Annotated in this window: 22 protein-coding genes; 9 read left to right on the top strand and 13 right to left on the bottom strand. The window is 58.4% G+C overall.

Translation table 11 applies throughout. The features are described 5' to 3' along the window. Positions 1-71 precede the first annotated feature (71 nt). Positions 72-1,439, bottom strand: a complete 1,368-nt coding sequence (gene radA / locus QRN31_RS13695; protein WP_010467488.1) for a DNA repair protein RadA — start codon at positions 1,437-1,439, stop codon at positions 72-74. 587 nt (positions 1,440-2,026) lie between these two features. On the opposite strand from radA, the gene mscL reads away from it, so the two are divergent. Beyond that, on the top strand, positions 2,027-2,440 hold the full coding sequence (gene mscL, locus QRN31_RS13690) for a large-conductance mechanosensitive channel protein MscL (protein WP_285432528.1): 414 nt from the start codon (positions 2,027-2,029) through the stop codon (positions 2,438-2,440). 44 nt (positions 2,441-2,484) lie between these two features. On the opposite strand, the gene QRN31_RS13685 is transcribed toward mscL, so the two are convergent. Further along, entirely contained in the window at positions 2,485-3,261 is a 777-nt protein-coding gene (locus QRN31_RS13685) for a ferredoxin--NADP reductase (RefSeq protein WP_285432527.1), read from the bottom strand. Positions 3,262-3,608: 347 nt separating this feature from the next. On the opposite strand from QRN31_RS13685, the gene QRN31_RS13680 reads away from it, so the two are divergent. Next, positions 3,609-4,319, top strand: coding sequence for a LuxR family transcriptional regulator (locus QRN31_RS13680; RefSeq protein WP_285432526.1), 711 nt, complete (start codon positions 3,609-3,611; stop codon positions 4,317-4,319). A 188-nt stretch (positions 4,320-4,507) separates the two neighbouring features. Beyond that, positions 4,508-5,632 (top strand): methyltransferase, encoded by a 1,125-nt coding sequence (locus QRN31_RS13675; protein ID WP_285432525.1) that lies wholly within the window; start codon positions 4,508-4,510, stop codon positions 5,630-5,632. A 78-nt stretch (positions 5,633-5,710) separates the two neighbouring features. Here QRN31_RS13675 and QRN31_RS13670 read toward each other — a convergent pair whose 3' ends face one another. The 3 genes from QRN31_RS13670 to QRN31_RS13660 are packed head-to-tail and all read right to left on the bottom strand — an operon-like array spanning position 5,711 to position 8,386. Further along, entirely contained in the window at positions 5,711-5,878 is a 168-nt protein-coding gene (locus tag QRN31_RS13670) for a DUF2474 domain-containing protein (protein WP_222590291.1), read from the bottom strand. Between the two features lie 57 nt (positions 5,879-5,935). Next, entirely contained in the window at positions 5,936-6,943 is a 1,008-nt protein-coding gene (gene cydB / locus QRN31_RS13665; RefSeq protein ID WP_285432524.1) for a cytochrome d ubiquinol oxidase subunit II, read from the bottom strand. 3 nt (positions 6,944-6,946) lie between these two features. Beyond that, positions 6,947-8,386: a cytochrome ubiquinol oxidase subunit I gene (locus tag QRN31_RS13660; RefSeq protein WP_285432523.1), complete on the bottom strand. Its 1,440-nt coding sequence runs from the start codon at positions 8,384-8,386 to the stop codon at positions 6,947-6,949. Between the two features lie 485 nt (positions 8,387-8,871). On the opposite strand from QRN31_RS13660, the gene QRN31_RS13655 reads away from it, so the two are divergent. After that, on the top strand, positions 8,872-10,110 hold the full coding sequence (locus QRN31_RS13655; protein ID WP_285432522.1) for an MFS transporter: 1,239 nt from the start codon (positions 8,872-8,874) through the stop codon (positions 10,108-10,110). On the opposite strand, the gene QRN31_RS13650 is transcribed toward QRN31_RS13655, so the two are convergent. From QRN31_RS13650 to QRN31_RS13640, 3 genes are read right to left on the bottom strand one after another with little or no spacing between them, the layout of a single operon-like run. After that, the gene (locus QRN31_RS13650; RefSeq protein WP_259155993.1) at positions 10,107-12,308 is read right to left on the bottom strand and encodes a xanthine dehydrogenase family protein molybdopterin-binding subunit; all 2,202 of its coding nucleotides are present in this window, start codon (positions 12,306-12,308) and stop codon (positions 10,107-10,109) included. The genes QRN31_RS13655 and QRN31_RS13650 overlap by 4 nt on opposite strands. After that, positions 12,305-13,294 carry an FAD binding domain-containing protein gene (locus QRN31_RS13645; protein ID WP_285432521.1) on the bottom strand — a complete coding sequence of 330 codons (990 nt, stop codon included), beginning with the start codon at positions 13,292-13,294 and terminating at the stop codon, positions 12,305-12,307. The genes QRN31_RS13650 and QRN31_RS13645 overlap by 4 nt, the downstream gene beginning before the upstream one ends. After that, the gene (locus QRN31_RS13640; protein ID WP_285432520.1) at positions 13,291-13,821 is read right to left on the bottom strand and encodes a (2Fe-2S)-binding protein; all 531 of its coding nucleotides are present in this window, start codon (positions 13,819-13,821) and stop codon (positions 13,291-13,293) included. Before QRN31_RS13640 ends, QRN31_RS13645 begins: the two co-directional genes overlap by 4 nt. A 201-nt stretch (positions 13,822-14,022) precedes the next feature. On the opposite strand from QRN31_RS13640, the gene QRN31_RS13635 reads away from it, so the two are divergent. Further along, the gene (locus QRN31_RS13635; RefSeq protein WP_285432519.1) at positions 14,023-14,301 is read left to right on the top strand and encodes a type II toxin-antitoxin system RelE/ParE family toxin; all 279 of its coding nucleotides are present in this window, start codon (positions 14,023-14,025) and stop codon (positions 14,299-14,301) included. 13 nt (positions 14,302-14,314) lie between these two features. Next, positions 14,315-14,602 (top strand): HigA family addiction module antitoxin, encoded by a 288-nt coding sequence (locus QRN31_RS13630; RefSeq protein WP_222588550.1) that lies wholly within the window; start codon positions 14,315-14,317, stop codon positions 14,600-14,602. A gap of 6 nt (positions 14,603-14,608) precedes the next feature. On the opposite strand, the gene QRN31_RS13625 is transcribed toward QRN31_RS13630, so the two are convergent. Together QRN31_RS13625 and QRN31_RS13620 are read right to left on the bottom strand one after the other, a co-directional pair. After that, a complete protein-coding gene (locus QRN31_RS13625; protein WP_285432518.1) occupies positions 14,609-15,160 on the bottom strand; it encodes a DJ-1 family glyoxalase III in 552 nt (183 codons plus the stop codon). Between the two features lie 67 nt (positions 15,161-15,227). Continuing rightward, on the bottom strand, positions 15,228-15,686 hold the full coding sequence (locus QRN31_RS13620) for a DUF4879 domain-containing protein (protein WP_502942481.1): 459 nt from the start codon (positions 15,684-15,686) through the stop codon (positions 15,228-15,230). A 206-nt stretch (positions 15,687-15,892) separates the two neighbouring features. Between QRN31_RS13620 and QRN31_RS13615 the strand changes: the two genes are divergently transcribed. Beyond that, the gene (locus tag QRN31_RS13615; RefSeq protein WP_222588552.1) at positions 15,893-17,188 is read left to right on the top strand and encodes an NCS2 family permease; all 1,296 of its coding nucleotides are present in this window, start codon (positions 15,893-15,895) and stop codon (positions 17,186-17,188) included. Next, positions 17,185-18,264, top strand: coding sequence for a tRNA (uridine(54)-C5)-methyltransferase TrmA (gene trmA, locus QRN31_RS13610; RefSeq protein ID WP_285432517.1), 1,080 nt, complete (start codon positions 17,185-17,187; stop codon positions 18,262-18,264). The genes QRN31_RS13615 and trmA overlap by 4 nt, the downstream gene beginning before the upstream one ends. Positions 18,265-18,318: 54 nt before the next feature. Here trmA and QRN31_RS13605 read toward each other — a convergent pair whose 3' ends face one another. From QRN31_RS13605 to QRN31_RS13595, 3 genes are all read right to left on the bottom strand, one after another. Then, positions 18,319-18,765, bottom strand: a complete 447-nt coding sequence (locus QRN31_RS13605) for a DUF2442 domain-containing protein (protein WP_285432516.1) — start codon at positions 18,763-18,765, stop codon at positions 18,319-18,321. Then, positions 18,762-19,190 (bottom strand): DUF4160 domain-containing protein, encoded by a 429-nt coding sequence (locus tag QRN31_RS13600; RefSeq protein ID WP_285432515.1) that lies wholly within the window; start codon positions 19,188-19,190, stop codon positions 18,762-18,764. Before QRN31_RS13600 ends, QRN31_RS13605 begins: the two co-directional genes overlap by 4 nt. Positions 19,191-19,402: 212 nt before the next feature. Continuing rightward, entirely contained in the window at positions 19,403-19,609 is a 207-nt protein-coding gene (locus tag QRN31_RS13595; protein WP_208671354.1) for a tautomerase family protein, read from the bottom strand. A 116-nt stretch (positions 19,610-19,725) separates the two neighbouring features. On the opposite strand from QRN31_RS13595, the gene QRN31_RS13590 reads away from it, so the two are divergent. Further along, complete coding sequence (locus tag QRN31_RS13590; protein ID WP_285432514.1) at positions 19,726-20,637, top strand: LysR family transcriptional regulator; 912 nt, start codon at positions 19,726-19,728, stop codon at positions 20,635-20,637. The last annotated feature ends 103 nt before the right edge of the window (positions 20,638-20,740 follow it).

The raw sequence follows: 20,740 nt of genomic DNA, 5'->3' as shown, positions 1-20,740 counted from the left end.
TTAGCACTCAACGATGATGTTGACTGATCGTCCGTCATCGCGAGCAAGCTCGCTCCCATAGGGGGGTTAGATTATTCGAAAAGCGCGTCAAGGGCCTGTTCCAGGCGAGTCACGGCAATAATCTGCAGACCCGGCGGCGCTTCTTTCGGCGCATTGCCCTTGGGCACAATGGCGCGCTTGAACCCGTGCTTGGCCGCTTCTTTCAAGCGTTCCTGACCACTTGGCACCGGTCGAACTTCCCCGGACAAGCCGACTTCGCCAAACACCAACAAATCATGGGGCAGCGGCCGGTTGCGCAAACTGGACATGACTGCGGCCATCAACGCCAGGTCGGATGCGGTCTCCAACACCTTCACACCACCGACCACGTTGAGAAACACGTCCTGATCGTGGGTCGGAATGCCGCCATGACGGTGCAACACTGCCAGCAACATCGCCAGGCGATTCTGATCCAGCCCCAGCGTTACCCGACGCGGGTTCGCCAGGTGGCTGTCATCCACCAGCGCCTGGACTTCCACCAACATCGGCCGCGTCCCTTCCCACGTCGCCATGACCACGCTGCCCGGCACTTCTTCCTGAGCGCGGGTGAGGAAAATAGCAGACGGATTGGACACTTCTTTCAGGCCTTTGTCGGTCATGCCGAACACACCCAACTCGTTGACGGCACCAAAACGGTTTTTCACCGCGCGCAGCAGGCGCAAACGCCCGTCGGACTCGCCTTCGAAATACAACACCGTATCGACCATATGCTCCAGCACGCGCGGCCCGGCCAATGCGCCTTCTTTAGTTACGTGGCCAACCAGGAAAATCGCCGTGCCACTCTGCTTGGCGTACCTCACCAACAATGCAGCGCTTTCCCGCACCTGCGACACGCCGCCCGGAGCCGACTGTAACTGCTCGGTGAAAATCGTCTGGATCGAGTCGATCACCATCACCTTCGGCTTCTCGACCCGGGCGGTGGCGATGATGGTTTCGATGCAGGTTTCGGTCATGACCCGCAGTTGATCCTGAGGCAAGCCCAGGCGACGGGCGCGCATGGCCACTTGCTGCTGGGATTCTTCGCCGGTGACGTACAGCGCCGGCATGACTTTGGCGAGGTTGCACAAGGTTTGCAGCAGGATGGTCGATTTGCCGATGCCGGGGTCGCCGCCAATCAGCACCACCGAACCATCGACCAGACCACCGCCCAATACCCGATCCAGTTCACTGGACGCGGTGGAAAAACGCGGGATTTCTTCGACGCTGACTTCGGCCAGGGTCTTGATCTGCGCCTGTTGACCGGTCCAGCCGGTACGACCGCTCGGGGCTGCGGCGCCACCGCTTTCCACCATGGTTTCCGTCAGGGTGTTCCAGGCCCCGCACTCGCCGCACTGGCCGGCCCACTTGGGGAAGGTTGAGCCGCACTCGGTGCAGCCGTACATGCGCTTGGCCTTGGCCATCTGAACTCCCGACAAAAAACGCGATGATAGCTCAGCTGAGATGAATGCGCAGCGAAGTTACCCAGTATTCCCTGCGCAGTAACTTTCCAAGGCGGTAACACACTAGTCATAGTGCAGAGGGTAAAGACCTGTACAACTGCGTCTAACAATAAATGACACCACATTCAATATATCGCTACAAAAACTGTACACACCCTTAATAACTCAAACTCAGATGTACAACTTCGTTGTTAAACTTAATTTTTCAATACCGACTTTCAAGCGACAGACCTCAACCATGAATAACCACTGACATCTATTCTCAGTCACGCTTTGGCTCACTGCTAAAAGCGCATTCTCACCCCCCCTCTTATCAGCAGTTAGTGACAGCAAGACTAATAACGCAAAAGAAATAAACAACCCATCGATAGCAAAAAAACGGGTTCACAGAGCCCGCCGTTTTTTGCAGCAATGATGACGTTTCGTAAACTTTTTTCCATGGGCCGGGTCAATCGCGGGCAGGCAACAAAACCGGGTGTTTCAAGCAGAATGCGCCTCGCTGATTTACACTGCGTTCACCAACCTCATCTGTAACAAGGAAATAACCTATGGGCGTGATAAGTGAGTTCAAGGCCTTCGCGGTCAAAGGGAACGTGGTCGACATGGCTGTCGGTATCATCATTGGCGCGGCGTTCGGCAAGATCGTTTCGTCGTTTGTCGGCGATGTGGTGATGCCGCCCATTGGCTTGTTGATCGGCGGGGTGGACTTCAGTGACCTGGCCATTACGCTCAAGGCTGCCAACGGCAATGTCCCGGCAGTGGTGCTGGCGTACGGCAAATTCATCCAGAGCATGATCGACTTCGTCATTGTCGCTTTCGCGATCTTCATGGGTGTCAAAGCGATCAACCGCCTGAAACGCGAGGAGGCTGTCGCGCCGACCCTGCCGCCGGTTCCGACCAAGGAGGAAGAGCTATTGAGCGAAATCCGCGACCTGCTCAAGGCCCAGAACAATCGGCCCTGATAGCAGATTGCAACAAGAAACGGCGCCTTGCAGGCGCCGTTTTTTTACCAGAAATTCTCCACCGCCACCTGGCCTGGACGACGGCTGAGGCTCAAGTGCATGTCTCGCTGCTTGAGCAACTTGCGCGTGTCATCGATCATCTGGGGATTGCCGCAAAGCATTACCCGCGAATGTTCCGGCGTCAGCGCCACACCGGCCACCCGCTCCAGCTCGCCATTTTCTATCAGCGTGGTGATTCGCCCGTTCAATGCCCCGTGGTGCTGCTCGCGGGTGACCGTGGCGATAAACTGCAGCTTATGGGCATACTCAGTCAGATAATCGCGCTGCGCCAACCCTGCGATCAGGTCCTGATACGCCAGTTCACGGGCTTCGCGCACACTGTAGACAAGGATGATTCGCTCAAACTTCTCCCACACCTCGAAGTCCTGCAGGATCGACAGGAACGGCGCTACGCCTGTGCCGGTGGACAGCAACCACAGATCCCGGCCATCGATGAAGCGGTCCAGTGTCAGGTAACCAAAGGCCTGACGGTCCACCAGCAGCGTATCGCCAACCTCCAGGCGACTCAGTTCGCTGGTGAACTCCCCACCTGGCACGACAATAGAGAAGAATTCAAGAAACTCGTCAAAGGGTGACGAAACCATTGAATAGGCGCGCCATACCGTGCTGCCGTCGGCCCGGGACACACCCAATCGAGCGAATTGCCCCGCCCGAAATCGAAACCCGGGATCCCTGGTGACCCGCAAGGTGAACAGGTTGGGGGTCAATGGCTGAACGTCGGTCAGGGTCTGGCGAGTGAATTTTTCTGCACTGGCGGTCATGAGGCGCTCCCTTCAACAGATACCCAGTGTCCCGCAAAGCAGGCGATGTAAACACCGGTTATTTGTAGTGTCTTTAGAAAGCGCCATTATTTCGCCTGCATTCACGTATCTAAAAATAGATCTTCCCTACCCCTTTTAACCAGATCGTACATCACCATTTTTCTAATTATATTATTGTACAAATCCTATAAAGTTTATTTACCAGTTAAGAACCAGATATAAAGTTTTAGACTTTTTCAAGAGCAAAAAAAATGCAGCATATGTGTGGGAATAGTCCTACACTTCGCCTCGTGCTGGATTTCGGATCCAATCTGCACCCCCCAAGATTCACCTATGGAGTTACCGCTATGGAAAGGTGGAAGGAGTCACAATTAAGACAGATATCCAATGCCAGGGATGTTGAGTCTGCATACGCAACGTCACTCGGTCTGGTTCAAAACCTTGGCTTTAATTTCTGTGCCTTTTCAATTACATCACACCCACGAGGTCCGCACTTCAAGAGATTGAGTCTCAACAACTACCCAAGCGACTGGATTGCCAAATATGAAGAGGGCCAATTTAGCGAAGTAGATCCAGTGCTAGCACATTGCAATCAATCTACCTTCCCCATAGTCTGGGACGAAAAGCTCTACTCGAATAGCCAAAACCTGTGGCAAGCGCAAAAAGAACAAGGCCTGGAACACGGCTGGTCGCACTCGCTGCACGATGACAAAGGTCTTCATAGCATGTTGAGTGTGGCCGGAAGCAGTCATCCCATCACGCCTTATGAATTGTACGAAAACCTTGGATACGCGCTGTTTATCAGCCACCACCTGCATGGGCTGGTCGCTCAAAATTTGCCTGAGCCCGTTCCTCATTCGTGCAAGCCTCGACTGTCGATACGGGAAATTGAGGTCCTGAGACTGTCGGCAGATGGCAAGACGGCCGGTGAAGCTGCCGTGATTCTCAGCGTCACTGAACGCACCATAAACTTCCATGTGCACAGTGCTATCCAGAAGCTGGGGGTCAACAACAAGATCGCGGCAGTCATAGCGGCGGCCAGGGCCTGCATGATCTGAGCAGTGCGTGCAAATATCCGAGGCTGAAAAACCTGCGGGTATTGCGAAAGAAAAAAACGTACCATTTGCGGTTCCTCCAGAGTGATGGCGTGCGAAACTTCACGACGCAGTGCACTCGGACGGCCCCGCCCGCTAGGCGCCTCAAGCAGCGGGATACTACCCGTTGACTACCCAGAGCCCCCTGCCTCATGCCCCTGCTCGATACGCCCTTCGCCCAACTCGATTTGATCCGCCAGCCAGAACAGCAGAACGAACCGCTGCAAGCTTTCGATGCGGCGGACGAATACCTGCTCACTCATTTGGCCGAGCAGCAACCGGCAGTTCAGACCCGGGTGCTGGTGCTGAACGACAGCTTTGGCGCGATTGCCGCCAGCCTTGCGGGCAAGGTTCAGGTGACCAGCAGCGGCGATTCGTTTCTGGCCTTTCAGGGACTGGAAAAGAACCTGATCCGCAACGGCCAGGCATTTGACGCGGTGCCGGTTGTTCCGGCGAATGAGCCGTTCACCGGCCCGTTTGACCGTGTATTGATCCGGGTGCCAAAAACCCTGGCGCTGCTGGAAGAACAACTGATTCGCTTGCAAGGCCAGCTGGCACCAGGCGCTCAGGTGATTGCGGCAGCGATGGTCAAGCACCTCCCCCGCGCTGCAGGCGATCTGCTGGAACGTTACATCGGCCCAGTGCAGGCGTCGCTGGCAGTAAAGAAAGCGCGGTTGCTGATCTCAACGCCTGAAGCCAAAAACCCAGTCGTGTCTCCCTACCCTTCACGCTATCAACTCGACATTCCGGCAATCGAACTGCTGAACCACGCCAACGTGTTCTGCCGCGAAGGGCTCGACATTGGCACACGGGCATTTCTGCCGCACTTGCCAAAGAACCTCGGCACAGCGCGGGTTGCCGACCTCGGTTGCGGTAACGGCGTGTTGGCAATCGCCAGCGCCCTGCAAAACCCTGAAGCCCATTACACATTGGTGGACGAGTCGTTCATGGCGGTGCAGTCGGCAACCGAGAACTGGCGCGCGGCACTGGGTGATCGCGATGTGATCGTGCGTGCCGGCGATGGCCTGGCCGGGCAAGAACCGCAATCGCTGGACGTGGTGCTGTGCAACCCGCCTTTTCATCAACAACAGGTCGTCGGCGATTTTCTCGCTTGGCGGATGTTTCAGCAGGCACGCGAAGCCCTGGTGGTAGGCGGTGCGCTGTACATCGTCGGCAATCGTCATCTGGGTTATCACAGCAAGCTGGCGCGGTTGTTCCGTGGTGTTGAACAAGTGGCGGCCACGCCCAAGTTCGTGATTCTCAAAGCTCGCAAATAATCGCAGGCAAAAAAAACCCTCCGTTCTGGAGGGTTGATAAATCCGTGCCGCGAGGCGACGGGATGGGATTTTGCGAATTCAGTGCGTGGTCAGACCGGCAGCGTTCATGAACATGCGCATCAGGCTCGCTACGATAAACAGAGCCCCGACACTACCGACCCAGATCAGTGCCAGCCAGCCGAGACGCTGCCACAGCGGTTTGCTCTCCGCCGCTTTGATTTCCTGCAGGGAATGTTTGCCAGCCATCATCGTAACCTCCTCTGAAACGGCGCAGTCATTGACCCTGCGCCATTGTCGTGTGCTCTAGTGATAACCATCTTCATGGGTAACCTTGCCGCGGAACACGTAGTAGCTCCAGAAGGTATAACCCAGGATGAACGGGATGATGAACAGTGTGCCGACCAGCATGAAACCCTGACTCTGCGGCGGTGCGGCGGCGTCCCAGATCGAGATCGACGGCGGTACTATGTTCGGCCACAGGCTGATGCCCAGGCCGCTGTAACCGAGGAAGATCAGCACCAGCGTCAGCAGGAACGGCGTGTAGTGCGCATTTCGGGCCACCGCGCGGATCAGACCATACATGGTCACCAACACCAGGATCGGCACCGGCAGGAACCAGAACAGGTTCGGCAAGGTGAACCAGCGAGCCGCAATCTCGGCGTGGGCCAGCGGGGTCCAGATGCTGACGATGCCAATCACCGCCAACACCACGAACGCCAATGGCCGCGCCAGATCATGCATCTGTTGCTGCAACTTGCCTTCGGTTTTCATGATCAGCCAGGTGCAACCGAGCAGCGCATACGCCACCACCAACGCCACACCGCAGAACAGGGTGAACGGCGTCAGCCAGTCGAGTGAACCACCGGCAAACTGCCGATTTACCACCGGCAATCCATCGATGAACGCGCCCAATGCCACGCCCTGAAAGAACGTCGCGGCAACCGAACCACCGATGAACGCCTTGTCCCACAAGTGTCGCTTGGCGTCCTTGGCCTTGAAGCGGAACTCGAACGCCACGCCGCGAAAAATCAGCCCGATCAGCATGAAAATCAGCGGCAGGTACAAGGCCGAGAGCACTACCGAATAGGCCAGAGGGAACGCGCCGAACAACGCCGCGCCGCCCAGTACCAGCCAGGTTTCGTTGCCGTCCCAGACCGGGGCGACGGTGTTCATCATCACGTCACGGTCAGTCTTGCCGGGGATGAACGGGAAAAGAATCCCGATTCCCAGATCAAAACCGTCCATGACCACGTACATCATGATGCCGAAGATGATGATCACGGCCCAGATCAGCGGAAGATCAATACCCATGACTCAAATCTCCTTGGTCAGGCTGGGGCTGTGGTTGTCATCGCCAGTGTCATCAGCGGCGGACAGCGGACGGGCCGGCGTGCGTTTCTGGCCAGGGCCACCTTCGTTGGTTTCCTTGCCCTCGTCGATTTTCGGCCCTTTGCGCACCAGGCGCATCATGTAGCCCAGACCGGCACCGAACAGCGCGAAATACACCACCACGAACATGATCAACGTGATGCTCATCTGCATGAAACTGTGGTTGGAGGAGGCATCCGCCGTGCGCATCAGCCCGTACACCACCCACGGTTGACGGCCGATTTCAGTGGTAAACCAGCCCGCCAGGATCGCGATCAGGCCGGACGGCCCCATCCACAACGCCAGGTACAGGAACGGTCGCGAGGTGTACAGCTTGTCGCGTTTGCGCAGCCACAGGCTCCACAATCCGGTGAAAATCATCAGGAAACCCAGGCCGACCATGACTCGGAACGACCAGAAAACAATGGTCGAGTTAGGCCGGTCTTCGGGCGGGAACTCTTTGAGCGCCGGGACCTGTTTGTCCAGGGAGTGGGTCAGGATCAGGCTGCCGAGGTAGGGGATTTCCACCGCGAATTTGGTCTTTTCGGCTTTCATGTCCGGCCAGCCGAACAGGATCAGCGGAGTTGGTTCATCGCCCACGTTTTCCCAGTGACCTTCGATCGCGGCGATTTTTGCCGGTTGATGCTCAAGGGTGTTCAACCCGTGGAAGTCACCGATGACCGCCTGAATCGGCGCCACGATCAACGCCATCCACATGGCCATCGAGAGCATGGTGCGGATGGCCGGATTGTCCTTGCCGCGCAGCAAGTGCCAGGCTGCGGAGGATCCGACGAAGAATGCCGTCGCCACAAACGCGGCCGTCGCCATGTGCATCAAGCGGTACGGGAACGATGGGTTGAAGATCACCGCCAGCCAGTCCACCGGAATGACTTGGCCATTGACGATTTCATAACCCTGCGGCGTCTGCATCCAGCTGTTGGAGGCGAGAATCCAGAAGGTCGAAATGAGCGTGCCGATGGCGACCATGACCGTGGAGAAGAAGTGCAGATTGCGCCCGACCTTGTTCCAGCCGAACAGCATCACGCCGAGGAAACCGGCTTCCAGGAAGAATGCGGTCAGCACTTCATAGGTCAATAGCGGCCCGGTTACTGAACCGGCAAAGTCCGAGAAGCGGCTCCAGTTGGTGCCGAACTGATAGGCCATGACCAAACCGGACACCACCCCCATGCCGAAGTTGACGGCAAAAATCTTCGACCAGAAATGGTACAGATCTCGGTAGGTGTCGTTATGCGTTTTCAGCCACAACCCTTCGAGCACCGCAAGGTAACTCGCCAGGCCGATGGTGATGGCCGGGAACAGGATGTGGAATGAGATGGTGAACGCAAACTGCATCCGGGCGAGATCAAGCGCCTCCAAACCGAACATAAGTCTTCCTCTGTCAGTAATACCGGCTGAAGGCTTGCGGCCTGCACCCACTGCCCCCACGGATATGGAGTGTGGCGAATTTCAATTCGTTCTTTTTTTACAAACATCACAACGTAGGGAGTCTGGCCATGTGGCCGCCGGATCAATTCCATGAAAGGTCTTGATCTGGATCAAGCAATGGTTAAAAGAGTAGTCCCATTTTTGACGATGGACGGTGTGGTCTTTTGCCGCGTGACAGGTTGCCTCATCGCTTTGGCAATCAGTCGCAACACATCCCTTGTGGGAGCTCGCTTGCTCGCGAATGCGATCTGCCTGTCACCTTCATGCTGGATGTGCCGGCGCCATCGCGAACAGGCTCGCTCCCATAAGGGGATTTCGGTGATTTGGAGATCGGTGTTTAGCTAACTAAATTTTCCAGACCTGCAACTTCTGGTTACAGCTTGGTGATAATCTCGAGCCTTCCCTCGCCCAAGACCTGCCTTCAGATGCCCAGCCAAGCGCCTTTGCTGTTACGTCACCATCGCCCCTTTATCGCGTTCTGGCTGGCTCGGGTGTTTACCGCCAGCGGCTTTCAGATGCTGACCGTGGCCATCGGCTGGAACCTGTATCAGCTGACGGGCAACGTGTTGGACCTGGGTTTAGTGGGGTTGGTGGAGTTCGCCCCTCGGGTGCTGTTCATGTTGCACACCGGGCATGTCGCGGACCGCTATGACCGGCGCAAGGTCGCGGCAATCTGTCAGTCCCTGCAAGCATTGATCGCCCTGTCGCTGGCCATCGGCAGTGCGACCGACCATGTCACACGGGAAATGATCTTCATCCTCGCGTTCCTGCTCGGTGCCGCGCGCTCCTTCGAGATGCCGACCACCCAGGCCTTGCTGCCGAGCATCGTACCCAGCGCGCTGTTCCCTCGCGCCGTTGCCGCCGCACAGTCGGCGCAACAATCAGCAACCATCGTTGCTCCGGCCCTGGGCGGTTTGCTCTATGCGTTTGGCAGCGTCTGGGTCTACGGTCCGACGGTGATCCTGTACATCATTGCCTGCCTGCTGATGCTCAACCTGCCCGCCCGGCAAACGCCACTGAACAAGGGCAAGGCAACCCTGGATTCGCTGCTGGCCGGTATCCGTTTCATTCGCAGTCGCCCAGACATTCTCGGGGCCATTTCCCTGGATCTGTTTGCGGTATTGCTCGGTGGCGCGACGGCGCTGCTGCCGGTGTTTGCCAAAGACATTCTGTTGACCGGGCCGTGGGGCCTGGGACTGCTGCGCTCGGCGCCGGCCGTCGGTGCGTTGCTGATGTCGCTGTTCCTGGCGCGATTTGCCGTGGAGCGCAACGTCGGGCGGGTGATGTTCACCGCCGTCGGTGTGTTCGGCGTTGCGACCATTGCGTTCGGCCTCTCCACCTCGTTCTGGTTTTCCCTTGCCGTATTGGTCGTACTGGGCGCGGCGGACATGATCAGCATGGTGATCCGCGCCTCGTTCGTGCAACTGGAAACCCCGGATGAGATGCGCGGACGGGTCAGCGCCGTGAACGGTCTGTTCATCGGCGCTTCGAACCAGTTGGGCGAATTCGAATCCGGCCTCACCGCCCACTGGTTCGGCACTGTGCCGGCGGTGGTGATGGGCGGCATCGGCACACTGCTGGTAACCGGGGCATGGATCAAACTGTTCCCGACTTTGGCCAATCGCGACCGCATGCATATGCCGGTCGAAGAAGCCAAAGTCTAGAGAAGCTTGTCGAGGGTGATGGGGAAGTCCCGCACCCGCTTGCCCGTGGCGTGGTAGATGGCATTGGCCACCGCCGCCGCGACTCCGACGATACCGATTTCCCCCACGCCCTTGGAACCCAAGGCATTGACGATCTCGTCCTGTTCTTCGACGAACAGCACATCAATGTCGCCGATATCGGCGTTTACCGGGATGTGGTATTCGGCCAGGCTGTGGTTCATGTGACGCCCCAGCGCATGATCGGTTTGCGTTTCCTCGTGCAGCGCCATGCCGATGCCCCAGACCACGCCACCGAGAATCTGGCTGCGGGCCATTTTCGGGTTGATCACCCGGCCGGCGGCGATAGCGCTGACCACCCGGCTCACCTTCACTGAGCCCAAATCCTCATCCACCAAGACTTCGACGAACACCGCTGAATGGGTGGCGGTAGCGTAGGCATCGCGCTTCTTGTCCGGCGCAGCGTCGACCTGAACCTCGAGGGTGTCTTCGCCACTGTCGCGGACCAGATCGGACAGCTTTATACGTGCCTCACCGTACGACAGCTGCCCGTCTTCGAACACCGCTTGCTGCGAGGTCACGCCACTGAATGCAGGAGACGTTTGCCGTGCCACGGCGAGCAGTTTTTCCTGCAGGGCTTCACAGGCTTGTTGCACCGCAGTGCCGACCGACGAAACGGTGAACGATCCGCCCTGCAACGGCGCGGTGGGCAAGGAAGAGTCGCCAAGGACAAACGTGACGTCCTTGAGCGCAACGCCTGCCGACTGCGCGGCGATTTGCGTCATCACCGTGTAGGTTCCGGTGCCGATGTCCGTCGTCGCGCTGCTGACCGTCAGTTTGCCGTGCTGATCAAGGCAAGCCTTGGCGCTGGCTTTCTGCTGCATTGCCTCCCAGACACCGCCAGCCATGCCCCAACCGACCAATTGCCGGTCCCGGCGCATGCTGCGCGGTTCGGGGTTGCGTTGATCCCAACCAAAACGTTGGGCGCCCTGGGCGTAGCATTCACGCAGTTCTTTGCTGGAGTACGGTTTGTCTTCGTTCTGATTGCGCTCGGAAAAGTTGCTCAGGCGCAGTTGCACCGGATCAATCGCCAGCGCGCAGGCCAGTTCATCCATCGCGCACTCCAGGCCGATCAATCCCAGCGCCGCGCCCGGTGCTCGCATGTCCAACGGCGTGAACACGTCCAGCGGCACCAGTTTGTAGGTCAGTTGAACGTTGTCGCAGTGATAGAGCATGCCGCTCCATTCCACGACGTGCTCGGTGAAATCTTCGAACCGCGAAGTCTGGCCAATGGCCGTGTGCGCGACCGCGAGCAAGCGACCATTGGCCGCCGCGCCCAATTGCAGGCGCTGCAAGGTGCGGGGCCGATAGCCAAAGGTGAACATCTGCTGACGTGTCAGCGTCACGCGCACCGAACGCTTGAGGTGCAACGCCGCCATCACCGCCAGTGGCAGCTGATATTGCGGACGCAAACCGGACCCGAATGCGCCGCCGACAAAGGCCGCGAAAATTCTGACCTGCTCTTTCTCAAGTCCGAAGACCTTTTGCACATAGGACTGACAGTTCTGCGGCCCCTGGTTCTTGTCATGGATGTGCAAGCTGCCGTCGGCCTGATACAGCACCGTGCTGGCGTGCGGCTCCATGGGATTGTGGTGTTCGATCGGCGTGCTGTAGTTCAGGTCCAGGCTGATGGCCGCGCCAGCGAATTCGGCCTGAAAATTCCCACGAGGCTTGGGCAGTTCGGCGGGCGCCGGATGCGCCTCGTCCTGCAGGCTAAACAGATCGGTCTGATGGCTGTCGGTGGCGTATTCAATTTTGATCAATGAGCCGGCATGGCGCGCCAGCTCAAGGTTGTCCGCGACCACCAGCGCCAGCGGTTGACCGCTGTACAGAACACGGTCGTTGTAAAACGGACGAAACGGCGAACCTTCGGCCGAGTCGGCGTCTTCGTAGTCATCGTCGTAACTGGCGATTTTCGGTCGATTTGTATGGTCAATCACCGCTATGACGCCGGGCAGCGCCAGCGCTCTGGATGCGTCAATACTGACCACACGCCCGCTGGCGATGCTGCTTGAAACAACGCTGCCGTGCAGCAAGCCGTCCTCGGGAAACTCTGCGGCATAGCGCGCCTGACCAGTGACTTTGAGCAGACCATCGACCCGGTCCAGTGGTTGCCCCATGGGTTTGGTAATCGTATTCATCGGGTTTGCCCTCCCTGCGCTGCGTCGCCAAGGGCGCGGACAATGGCCCGGTGCGCCAATTTAACTTTAAAGGCGTTGTGTTCGAGTGGTTTCGCGTCCTGCAAAAGCGCATCGGCGGCAGCGCTGAAGGTTTCACGGCTCGGCGCTTTGCCCACCAGCCATTCTTCAACGCCCTGATCACGCCAGGGTTTGTGCGCCACACCACCGAGCACCAGCCGCGCCTGACGAATGACTGGCCCGTTCATGTCGAGCGCCGCCGCGACCGAGACCAGCGCAAAGGCATACGAAGCGCGATCCCGAACCTTCAGGTAATGGCTGTGGTTGGCGAAACCGGCGGCTGGCAATTCAACGGCAGTGATCAGTTCATCGTCGTCCAATTGGTTGTCACGTTCGGGTGTCTCCCCCGGCAGCCGGTGAAAATCAGCGAACTCAATGGTCCGCGCACCGTCGCGACCTTGCACGTGGACCACAGCTTCCAGCGCGGCCAAGGCGACGCACATGTCGGACGGATGAGTGGCCACACACTGGGCGCTGGCGCCGAGGATCGCGTGGATGCGATTCAGCCCCTCACGCGCCGGGCAGCCGCTCCCGGGTTCGCGTTTGTTGCACGGCACGCTGGCATCGTAGAAGTAATAGCAGCGCGTGCGTTGCAGCAGATTGCCGCCGGTGCTGGCCATGTTGCGCAACTGCGGTGAAGCACCGGCCAGAATGGCTTGCGATAACAATGGGTAGCGCTGCTCGATCAACGGGTGCCACGCCAGATCGGCATTGCTGACCAGCGCGCCGATCAACAATCCACCGTCTGCCGTTTCGGTGACCTCACGCAACGGCAGACCGGTGATGTCGATCAGGTGCTCGGGGCGGGTGACATTTTCTTTCATCAAATCCAGCAGGTTCGTCCCCCCGGCGATGAAACGCGATGCCGGCCCGGCGAGATGAACAGCGTCTTGCAGCGAATCGGGTTTGCTGTACTGGAAAGGATTCATCGGCCACCTCCTTGCCCAGGCTGGCGGCAGGCTGGAAGCGCCTCTTCGATGGCATCGCGGATGTTGCTGTACGCGCCGCAGCGGCACAGGTTGCCGCTCATCAGCTCGCGGATCTCGTCCGGTGTGTGTGCCCGATCTTCGTTGACCAAACCCACCGCCGAGCAGATCTGCCCTGGCGTGCAATAGCCGCATTGAAAGGCGTCGTGCTTGATGAAGGCTTGCTGCATCGGATGCAGTTCGTCACCGCTTGCCAACCCTTCGATGGTGGTCAACTCACTGCCGTCGCACATCACCGCCAGCGTCAGGCAGGCGTTCACCCGCTTGCCATTGAGCAACACCGTACAGGCACCGCACTGCCCGTGATCGCAGCCTTTTTTGGTGCCGATCAGGTCCAGTTGCTCGCGCAGCAAATCCAGCAACGTGGTCCAGGGCAAGACCTCAAGCTGACGATCCTGACCGTTCAGGGTCAGGCGTAACGGATGACGTGCAAAGGTCGGCTGCGCCGCCTCGGGAGTGGTCGCGCTCATAAACACCTCACGGTTGGTCGTACGTTCGCGGCGCTTGGTAAACCGCCGTCTTAAGGGGTACGACTTCGGGGTGGGATGAGCGTTCAAGGGAATTGATGGGCGTGAAAAAAGGCTGAAATAAAGGACAACGCATACATTTGCCGACCACGTGCAATACATAGATAGCGCACAAGGTGTAATGTATCGCCTTACACTCGTCCCATGATCAGATCCTTTCAACACAAAGGCCTGCGTGGCTTCTATGAAACAGGTTCGACTCGTGGGATCCGCGCAGACCATGCGAAGCGCCTGTCTCGAATGCTTCAGTTCATGGACCGGGCGGTACTGCCAGGCGACCTCAACCTGCCGGGATGGCGATTGCACCCACTCAAGGGTGAGTTGGCCGACTATTGGTCGCTGAGTGTTTCAGGAAACTGGCGGGTTATTTTTCGTTTTATCGGCTCGGATATCGAACTGGTCGACTATCTGGACTATCACTGACAGGAGGCAGGATATGCCCTTGCACAACCCGCCACACCCTGGCGAAACACTGTTGACGGATGTTTTGCCCGAGCTTGGCATCAGTGTCGCTGAGTTGGCTCGCCACCTTGGATTTGCACGCCCGCATCTTTCGCGAGTCCTGCATGGTCACGCGCCAATCAGCCCTGACCTGGCGGTACGCCTGGAGCGGGCCGGGATTGGTAAAGCCCGGATGTGGCTCGGTGTACAGACCGACTACGATCTTTGGCAAGCTGAGCATCGTGAGCAACCGGCTATCGAACCTATTGCTGCCCACGCCTGAAATTCGTCAAGCCTTCAACTCTCCCGCCACCGCCGTTCGCGTGGCTTTACCACAGAGTTGCTCGACCAGCGTCAACGCAAACTCCATTGCCCCACCCGATCCCTGTGCGGTAACGCAGTTGCCGTCCACCACCACGGGTTGGTCAACAAAGGTGCAGCCCGACAGTTGGTGGCTGGCCGATGGAAGGCAAGTCATGCGCCGCTGACGCAAAACCCCAAAGGCTTGCAGCGCCGACGCCGGAGATTCGGCGATGCCCGCGAACAGCCGTCCGGCGGCGGCCTGGTCCTTGATCAGTTGTTGCAGGGGTTGATGCGCGGCGAGGTGCTGCGAGCCCACCTCACCGCCAGGCAGAGCAATCAGGTCAAACGGCTGGGCCAGCAAATCCACCAGCATGGCATCGGCGGTCAAGCGAGTGCCGCGGGCGCAGGTAAGCATGCGCCGTCCCTCGATACTTGCGACCACCACTTCAACCTTGGCGCGGCGCAGTACATCGATCAGGGTCACGGTTTGCAAATCATCGATGCCCTCGGCGAGGGTAATCAGAGCTCTAAAGGTCATGGGCACAGTCCACTGGGTGATCTTTAAAGCGTAGTCAGCTTTCCTGACCCTTGTTCGAGCGCAGGCGTTACTTGATGTAAAGCTGCGTCGAAACAGTATTGCCCGGCGCGTTGATCGAGCGGTTACTGAAGCTGAAGGTCCCTTCCTGTTTGCCGCCCAGGTCAAAGATGTATAGCGTGCCAACAATCTTCATCGAGGTACCGGTGCATTCGGTCGGGTTGCCGTTATCGTAGGCGCAGACCTTGGTTTGCATGCCATCGAGGTTGAAACCGTCGAGTTGCACGGTCGGCGCTCGGCCGTAGCCCATCTCCAGCACGTAGACCTTGATATTCGCGCCGCCGTGATCGCAGGTCGTGCGCTCCTGCCCCGCCGAGATGTTTTCAATCCCGCACGCCGCCGACTGGACCTTGAGCACCTGGACGTTGCTCAACGGTGGTGCCGACTCCGCCATGACGGCGGGCACACTGGCCAGCAATGCGAAAAACAGCCCCGACGCCCGAACGATATTGCGCTTGATGCCCACCATGACCACTCCCCCAAAACAGGCGCGCAGTATGGCTCAGTTCAGCGAACCGCAAAACATCGCCGACGATCGCAGCCATTACCCCACGCTGCTGGTATGATGCGCGGCTTTTTCCGGCCCACAGAAAATTACCAGGCGCGATCAGCGGTCTGTGCTTTGCTGTTGAGGTCGATACATTCACGGCGCACTGCGCGCCACGGGGAGCAGACATGCTGGAAAGGCTGTTTCAACTCAAGGCACACAACACCAACGTGCGCACCGAGATTCTTGCGGGCGTCACGACCTTCCTGGCCATGGCCTACATTCTGTTCGTCAACCCGAGCATCCTCGGCGAGACCGGCATGGACAAGGGTGCGGTGTTTGTCGCGACCTGTCTGGCGGCGGCAATCGGCTCCACGGTGATGGGCCTGATCGCTAACTACCCGATCGCCCTCGCGCCGGGCATGGGCTTGAACGCATTCTTTACCTACACCGTGGTCCTGCACATGGGGCACACGTGGCAAGTGGCGCTGGGGGCAGTGTTCATCTCCGCCGTGTGCTTCTTCCTGCTGTCGATCTTCCGCATCCGTGAATGGATCATCAACAGCATCCCCCTGCCTCTGCGCTCGGCGATTGCCGCCGGTATCGGCCTGTTCCTGGCACTGATCGCCCTGCACAACGCCGGTATCGTGGTCAGCAACCCGGCTACCATGGTTGGCCTCGGTGACTTGAAGCAACCGGCACCGATCCTCGCCACCCTCGGCTTTGCCCTGATCGTTGCACTGGAAGCGCTCGCCGTGCGCGGCGCGGTGCTGATCGGCATCCTGGTGGTGACCATCGCTTCCATCGCCTTGGGCTTTACCCCGTTCGGCGGCGTGATGTCGATGCCACCTTCGCTGGCTCCGACCTTCCTGCAACTGGACATCAAAGGTGCACTGGACATCGGTCTGGTCAGCGTGATTTTTGCCTTCCTGTTTGTCGACCTGTTCGACAACTCCGGCACCCTGATCGGCGTCGCCAAGCGCGCCGGCCTGATGGGCAAGGACGGCCACATGCCGAAAATGGGCCGCGCCCTGATCGCCGACAGCACCGCCGCCATGGCCGGCTCCTTGCTGGGTACTTCGACCACCACCAGCTACATCGAATCCGCCGCCGGCGTGAGTGCCGGTGGCCGCACCGGCCTGACCGCCGTGGTCGTGGCGATCCTGTTCCTGCTGGCGTTGTTCTTCTCGCCACTGGCCGCCAGCGTTCCGCCGTTTGCTACCGCGCCTGCGCTGCTGTTCGTCGCGGTATTGATGACATCCGGGCTGGCCGAAATAGACTGGGACGACATCACCGTTGCCGCACCGGTCGTGGTCACCGCCCTGGCCATGCCATTCACTTATTCCATCGCCAACGGCATCGCCTTCGGTTTCATCTCCTGGACGGCAATCAAACTGCTGTCCGGTCGCGGCCGTGAGCTGAACCCGGCGCTGGTGATTCTGTCGATTCTGTTCGTGATCAAGTTGGGTTGGTTCAACGCATGACTTTTGATTCCCAGGCCTACGCCGTTCAGCTTGAAGAAAAGGTCACGCGCTTGCGTGACCTGCTGGCCCCGTTCGATGCACCCGAGCCGACTGTGTTCGACTCACCGCTGCAGAACTTCCGCCTGCGTGCCGAATTCCGCTTGTGGCGCGAAGGCGGCGAGCGTCACTACGCAATGTTTTCCCAGGAAGACAAACGCACGCCGATCCTGATCGAAGAGTTCCCGATCGCCAGCCTGCGTATCAATCAATTGATGCCGCAGCTCAAGGCTGCGTGGAAAGCCAGTGCGGCGCTGAGCCACAAGTTGTTTCAGGTGGAGTTCCTGACCACCCTGGCCGGCGATGCAATGATCACGCTGTGCTATCACCGTCCGCTGGATGAACATTGGCACGCGGCGGCGTCGAAACTGGCTGCCGAGCTGAACGTCAGCGTGATCGGCCGCTCCAAGGGCAAGCGCGAAGTGATCGGCCACGACTATGTGGTCGAGCAACTGGAAGTCGGCGGTCGCACGTTCAGCTACCGTCAACCGGAAGGCGCGTTTACCCAGCCCAACGGCACCGTGAACCAGAAGATGCTCAACTGGGCTTACGAGGCCCTCGGTGATCGTTCCGATGATCTGCTGGAGCTGTATTGCGGCAACGGCAACTTCACCCTGCCGCTCGCGACCCGCGTACGTAAAGTGTTGGCCACTGAAATCAGCAAGACGTCGGTCAACGCAGCGCTGAGCAACCTCAGCGAAAACGCTGTGGATAACGTCACGCTGGTGCGCTTGTCTGCCGAAGAACTGACCGAAGCGCTGAACGAAGTTCGCCCATTCCGTCGCCTGCAAGGCGTCGACCTCAAGAGCTATGAGTTCGGCAGCGTCTTCGTCGACCCGCCCCGCGCCGGCATGGACCCGGACACTTGCGAGCTGACCCGGCGCTTCGACAACATCCTCTACATCTCCTGCAACCCGGAAACCCTGGCGGCCAACATCGCCCAGTTGCACGACACCCATCGCATCACCCAGTGCGCGATGTTCGACCAGTTTCCATGGACGCATCACATGGAATCCGGAGTGTTGTTGACGCGCCGTTGAGTCGTTGCTGCGCATTCAAATCAGCCGTCATCACGACGGCTTTTTTGTGCGTGCTCAATCGGTGACATCAGCCTTGCGCGGACGCCCGCCTTTACGGCCATTAGCCCGCGCGGCCTCGGCTTTGGCAGCGCTGCTCTGACGTCCATTGCGCGAGGCGATGACCGAGGTAGCCATGTCCATCAACGGTTTGCTCGCCGAAATCATCCCCGAGATGGACACATGTAGATCCTTACCTTCATGGCACAGGGCAGTTCCGGAAAAGCCGACTTCCAGGTTCGCGAAATCCTTGATGTCAAAATCATCGAATTCCGGATAGTGCTGCACGGGCAGCAGCACGCCACTGCCATCCATGAAACTGACCGCCAGACAAGGTTCCACAAACTTCACCGAAATTGCATGTAATCCGTTTTTCTGGCGAACTTGTCCGCGTTGAATGGCTTCATCCAGCACTTTCTCGGTTACGGGCCGATCGGCCAGCATTCCTGCCTGTATCGTCTTCATAGTTGGATCTCCACACTCTCCGCACTGCCGATCACCGCCAGCAGGGTCTTGTTCGTCTCGGGTTCATAGCAAGCCGAACCAATCATCCAGGTCGTACTCGCAATCCTTTTCATCACCACGACTTCGCTGGTCTGCCAATCCCATATCTGATGATCAAGACAGACCGTGTGCAGCTTGTCCCACCAGATGGCCCGGGCGCGTCGCAAGTGAGCGGGTTGTCCGAGCGCGTGACGCAATCCTTCCAGGACTGCCACAGGTGGCCGTTTTGAATGAGGGACCACATCCCACAGCTCGACACTGTTGTGCCAAAAGCAGAATTTAAAGCGTGCACTCCAGCTGCCGGCGTCCACATGCGCGTGCGGCGGGCAGTGTTCATCGCGCAACATGATCGCCATTGAAAATCCTTTGTAGCTGAATACTCGCATGCTAACCCATCTGTTAGGTTAATGAGTCCAAAGACCCGACATTCCATGGAAAATCTGACCATTGGCTCTACGCCAAATCGCCTTTACACCTCTGAGCCTAGCGCCAAGACATGCCTTGGACCGGTGAATAGCTGCGCTGAATCGTAAGCAATCCTTTCCTCGCGCTCACAAAAAAGCCGTCACGTAGACGGCTGTCTTTTCGGCTCAAAAAATCATCCCGGCTGATTTTTTCGATATTCGGTGGTGGTCATACCGGCATAACCCCAGTTATCGGTGTCGACTTCTTCAATCACGATGTGGGTCAGTTTTGGGTCCTTGCCGAGGACTCGTTGCAAGGTGTCGGTGATTTCGGCAATGACCTGGGCTTTCTGCTCTCGGGTGACGCCATCACGGGTAATACGCACGCTGACGAAAGGCATGATGCTGCTCCTGTCTGGTAATCGAAGAAGATGCCGGGCAAGTAAAGCACCGCAGAGTCGATTTCATCTACAGTGGCGAAATCCAGCTCCTTATTCGATCCCCGGTGTAATAAATCATGCAGCGACTCTTCGACGATCTTCAGCTGGGCAGCATCGAACTGTTTTGCCTGGCCGCCGAGGCCGGCAGCTTTACTGCCGCCGCACTGGTGGCAGGCGTAACGCCTGCGGCGGTGAGCCGCTCGGTGTCGCGCATGGAAGAACGCCTCGGTGTGCGCCTGTTTGCGCGTACCACCCGTAGCGTCAAGTTGACCGACAGTGGTCGTCGTTATTACGAGGAATGCCGTCAGGCACTGGCGCAACTGGTCGAGGCTCAGCGCGAAGTCATGGGCCAGCAACAGCAACCGGCCGGCACGCTGCGCATCAGTATTCCCACAACGTATGCGCACCATCGAATTTTGCCGTTATTACCGGCGTTTCGGGCGCGCTTTCCAGACGTGAAAGTCGAGTCGCACATCAGTAATCGCAATATCGACTTCGTCGGTGAAGGCTATGACATGGCCATTCGCGTGCGCGCGATTCCGGATTCCGGCCTGATTGCCCGGCACCTCGAAGACGCCGAACTGGTGATGATTGCCAGTCCCGATTACCTGAAGCACGTCGGCATCCCGCAAACCCTGGACGACCTGGCACAACACGAATGCATTCAGTACGAGTTGCCCAGCAGCGGTCGGCGCATTGCCTGGTTGTTCACGGATAACGGCGTCCAGCGGGAGATTCTCGCCGAGGGCAGCCTCAGTTGTTCTGATGACGTGCTCGGTGGCGTGACCTTGGCCAAACACGGGGCCGGTCTGTTTCAGACCTATCGGTTTATCGTCGAGAACGAACTGGCCGATGGCTCCCTGGTGGAAGTGCTCAAGCCTTACGGTGGGCGTTCGCGACCGTTCACTCTGCTCTACCCGCAAAGCCGTCATGTGCCCCTGAAGTTGCGGGCCTTTATCGATTTCCTGGTGGAGCATCTGCCTCGATAAGCATCGAAACTGTCCGATCACCGCACACAAACGCCCCAGGAAACGTCTGTTCAATTGACCAAATTAACCAGCTAGTACAATTTATCTCCACAGGCTGAGACCA

The sequence above is a fragment of the Pseudomonas sp. fls2-241-R2A-110 genome (assembly GCF_030209165.1).
Taxonomy (GTDB): domain Bacteria; phylum Pseudomonadota; class Gammaproteobacteria; order Pseudomonadales; family Pseudomonadaceae; genus Aquipseudomonas.
This window is presented reverse-complemented; position numbering and strand designations above follow the sequence as displayed.

Coding starts and splice junctions, on each gene's coding strand:
- QRN31_RS13630 (WP_222588550.1), top strand. CDS start 14,315: ATGCCCTTGCACAACCCGCCACACCCTGGCGAAACACTGTTGACGGAT.
- QRN31_RS13660 (WP_285432523.1), bottom strand. CDS start 8,386: ATGTTCGGTTTGGAGGCGCTTGATCTCGCCCGGATGCAGTTTGCGTTC.
- QRN31_RS13600 (WP_285432515.1), bottom strand. CDS start 19,190: ATGCGAGTATTCAGCTACAAAGGATTTTCAATGGCGATCATGTTGCGC.
- QRN31_RS13675 (WP_285432525.1), top strand. CDS start 4,508: ATGCCCCTGCTCGATACGCCCTTCGCCCAACTCGATTTGATCCGCCAG.
- QRN31_RS13680 (WP_285432526.1), top strand. CDS start 3,609: ATGGAAAGGTGGAAGGAGTCACAATTAAGACAGATATCCAATGCCAGG.
- radA (WP_010467488.1), bottom strand. CDS start 1,439: ATGGCCAAGGCCAAGCGCATGTACGGCTGCACCGAGTGCGGCTCAACC.
- QRN31_RS13685 (WP_285432527.1), bottom strand. CDS start 3,261: ATGACCGCCAGTGCAGAAAAATTCACTCGCCAGACCCTGACCGACGTT.
- QRN31_RS13620 (WP_502942481.1), bottom strand. CDS start 15,686: ATGGTGGGCATCAAGCGCAATATCGTTCGGGCGTCGGGGCTGTTTTTC.
- cydB (WP_285432524.1), bottom strand. CDS start 6,943: ATGGGTATTGATCTTCCGCTGATCTGGGCCGTGATCATCATCTTCGGC.
- QRN31_RS13595 (WP_208671354.1), bottom strand. CDS start 19,609: ATGCCTTTCGTCAGCGTGCGTATTACCCGTGATGGCGTCACCCGAGAG.
- QRN31_RS13640 (WP_285432520.1), bottom strand. CDS start 13,821: ATGAGCGCGACCACTCCCGAGGCGGCGCAGCCGACCTTTGCACGTCAT.
- trmA (WP_285432517.1), top strand. CDS start 17,185: ATGACTTTTGATTCCCAGGCCTACGCCGTTCAGCTTGAAGAAAAGGTC.
- QRN31_RS13670 (WP_222590291.1), bottom strand. CDS start 5,878: ATGGCTGGCAAACATTCCCTGCAGGAAATCAAAGCGGCGGAGAGCAAA.
- QRN31_RS13655 (WP_285432522.1), top strand. CDS start 8,872: ATGCCCAGCCAAGCGCCTTTGCTGTTACGTCACCATCGCCCCTTTATC.
- QRN31_RS13650 (WP_259155993.1), bottom strand. CDS start 12,308: ATGAATACGATTACCAAACCCATGGGGCAACCACTGGACCGGGTCGAT.
- QRN31_RS13615 (WP_222588552.1), top strand. CDS start 15,893: ATGCTGGAAAGGCTGTTTCAACTCAAGGCACACAACACCAACGTGCGC.
- QRN31_RS13625 (WP_285432518.1), bottom strand. CDS start 15,160: ATGACCTTTAGAGCTCTGATTACCCTCGCCGAGGGCATCGATGATTTG.
- QRN31_RS13645 (WP_285432521.1), bottom strand. CDS start 13,294: ATGAATCCTTTCCAGTACAGCAAACCCGATTCGCTGCAAGACGCTGTT.
- QRN31_RS13635 (WP_285432519.1), top strand. CDS start 14,023: ATGATCAGATCCTTTCAACACAAAGGCCTGCGTGGCTTCTATGAAACA.
- QRN31_RS13590 (WP_285432514.1), top strand. CDS start 19,726: ATGCAGCGACTCTTCGACGATCTTCAGCTGGGCAGCATCGAACTGTTT.
- QRN31_RS13605 (WP_285432516.1), bottom strand. CDS start 18,765: ATGAAGACGATACAGGCAGGAATGCTGGCCGATCGGCCCGTAACCGAG.
- mscL (WP_285432528.1), top strand. CDS start 2,027: ATGGGCGTGATAAGTGAGTTCAAGGCCTTCGCGGTCAAAGGGAACGTG.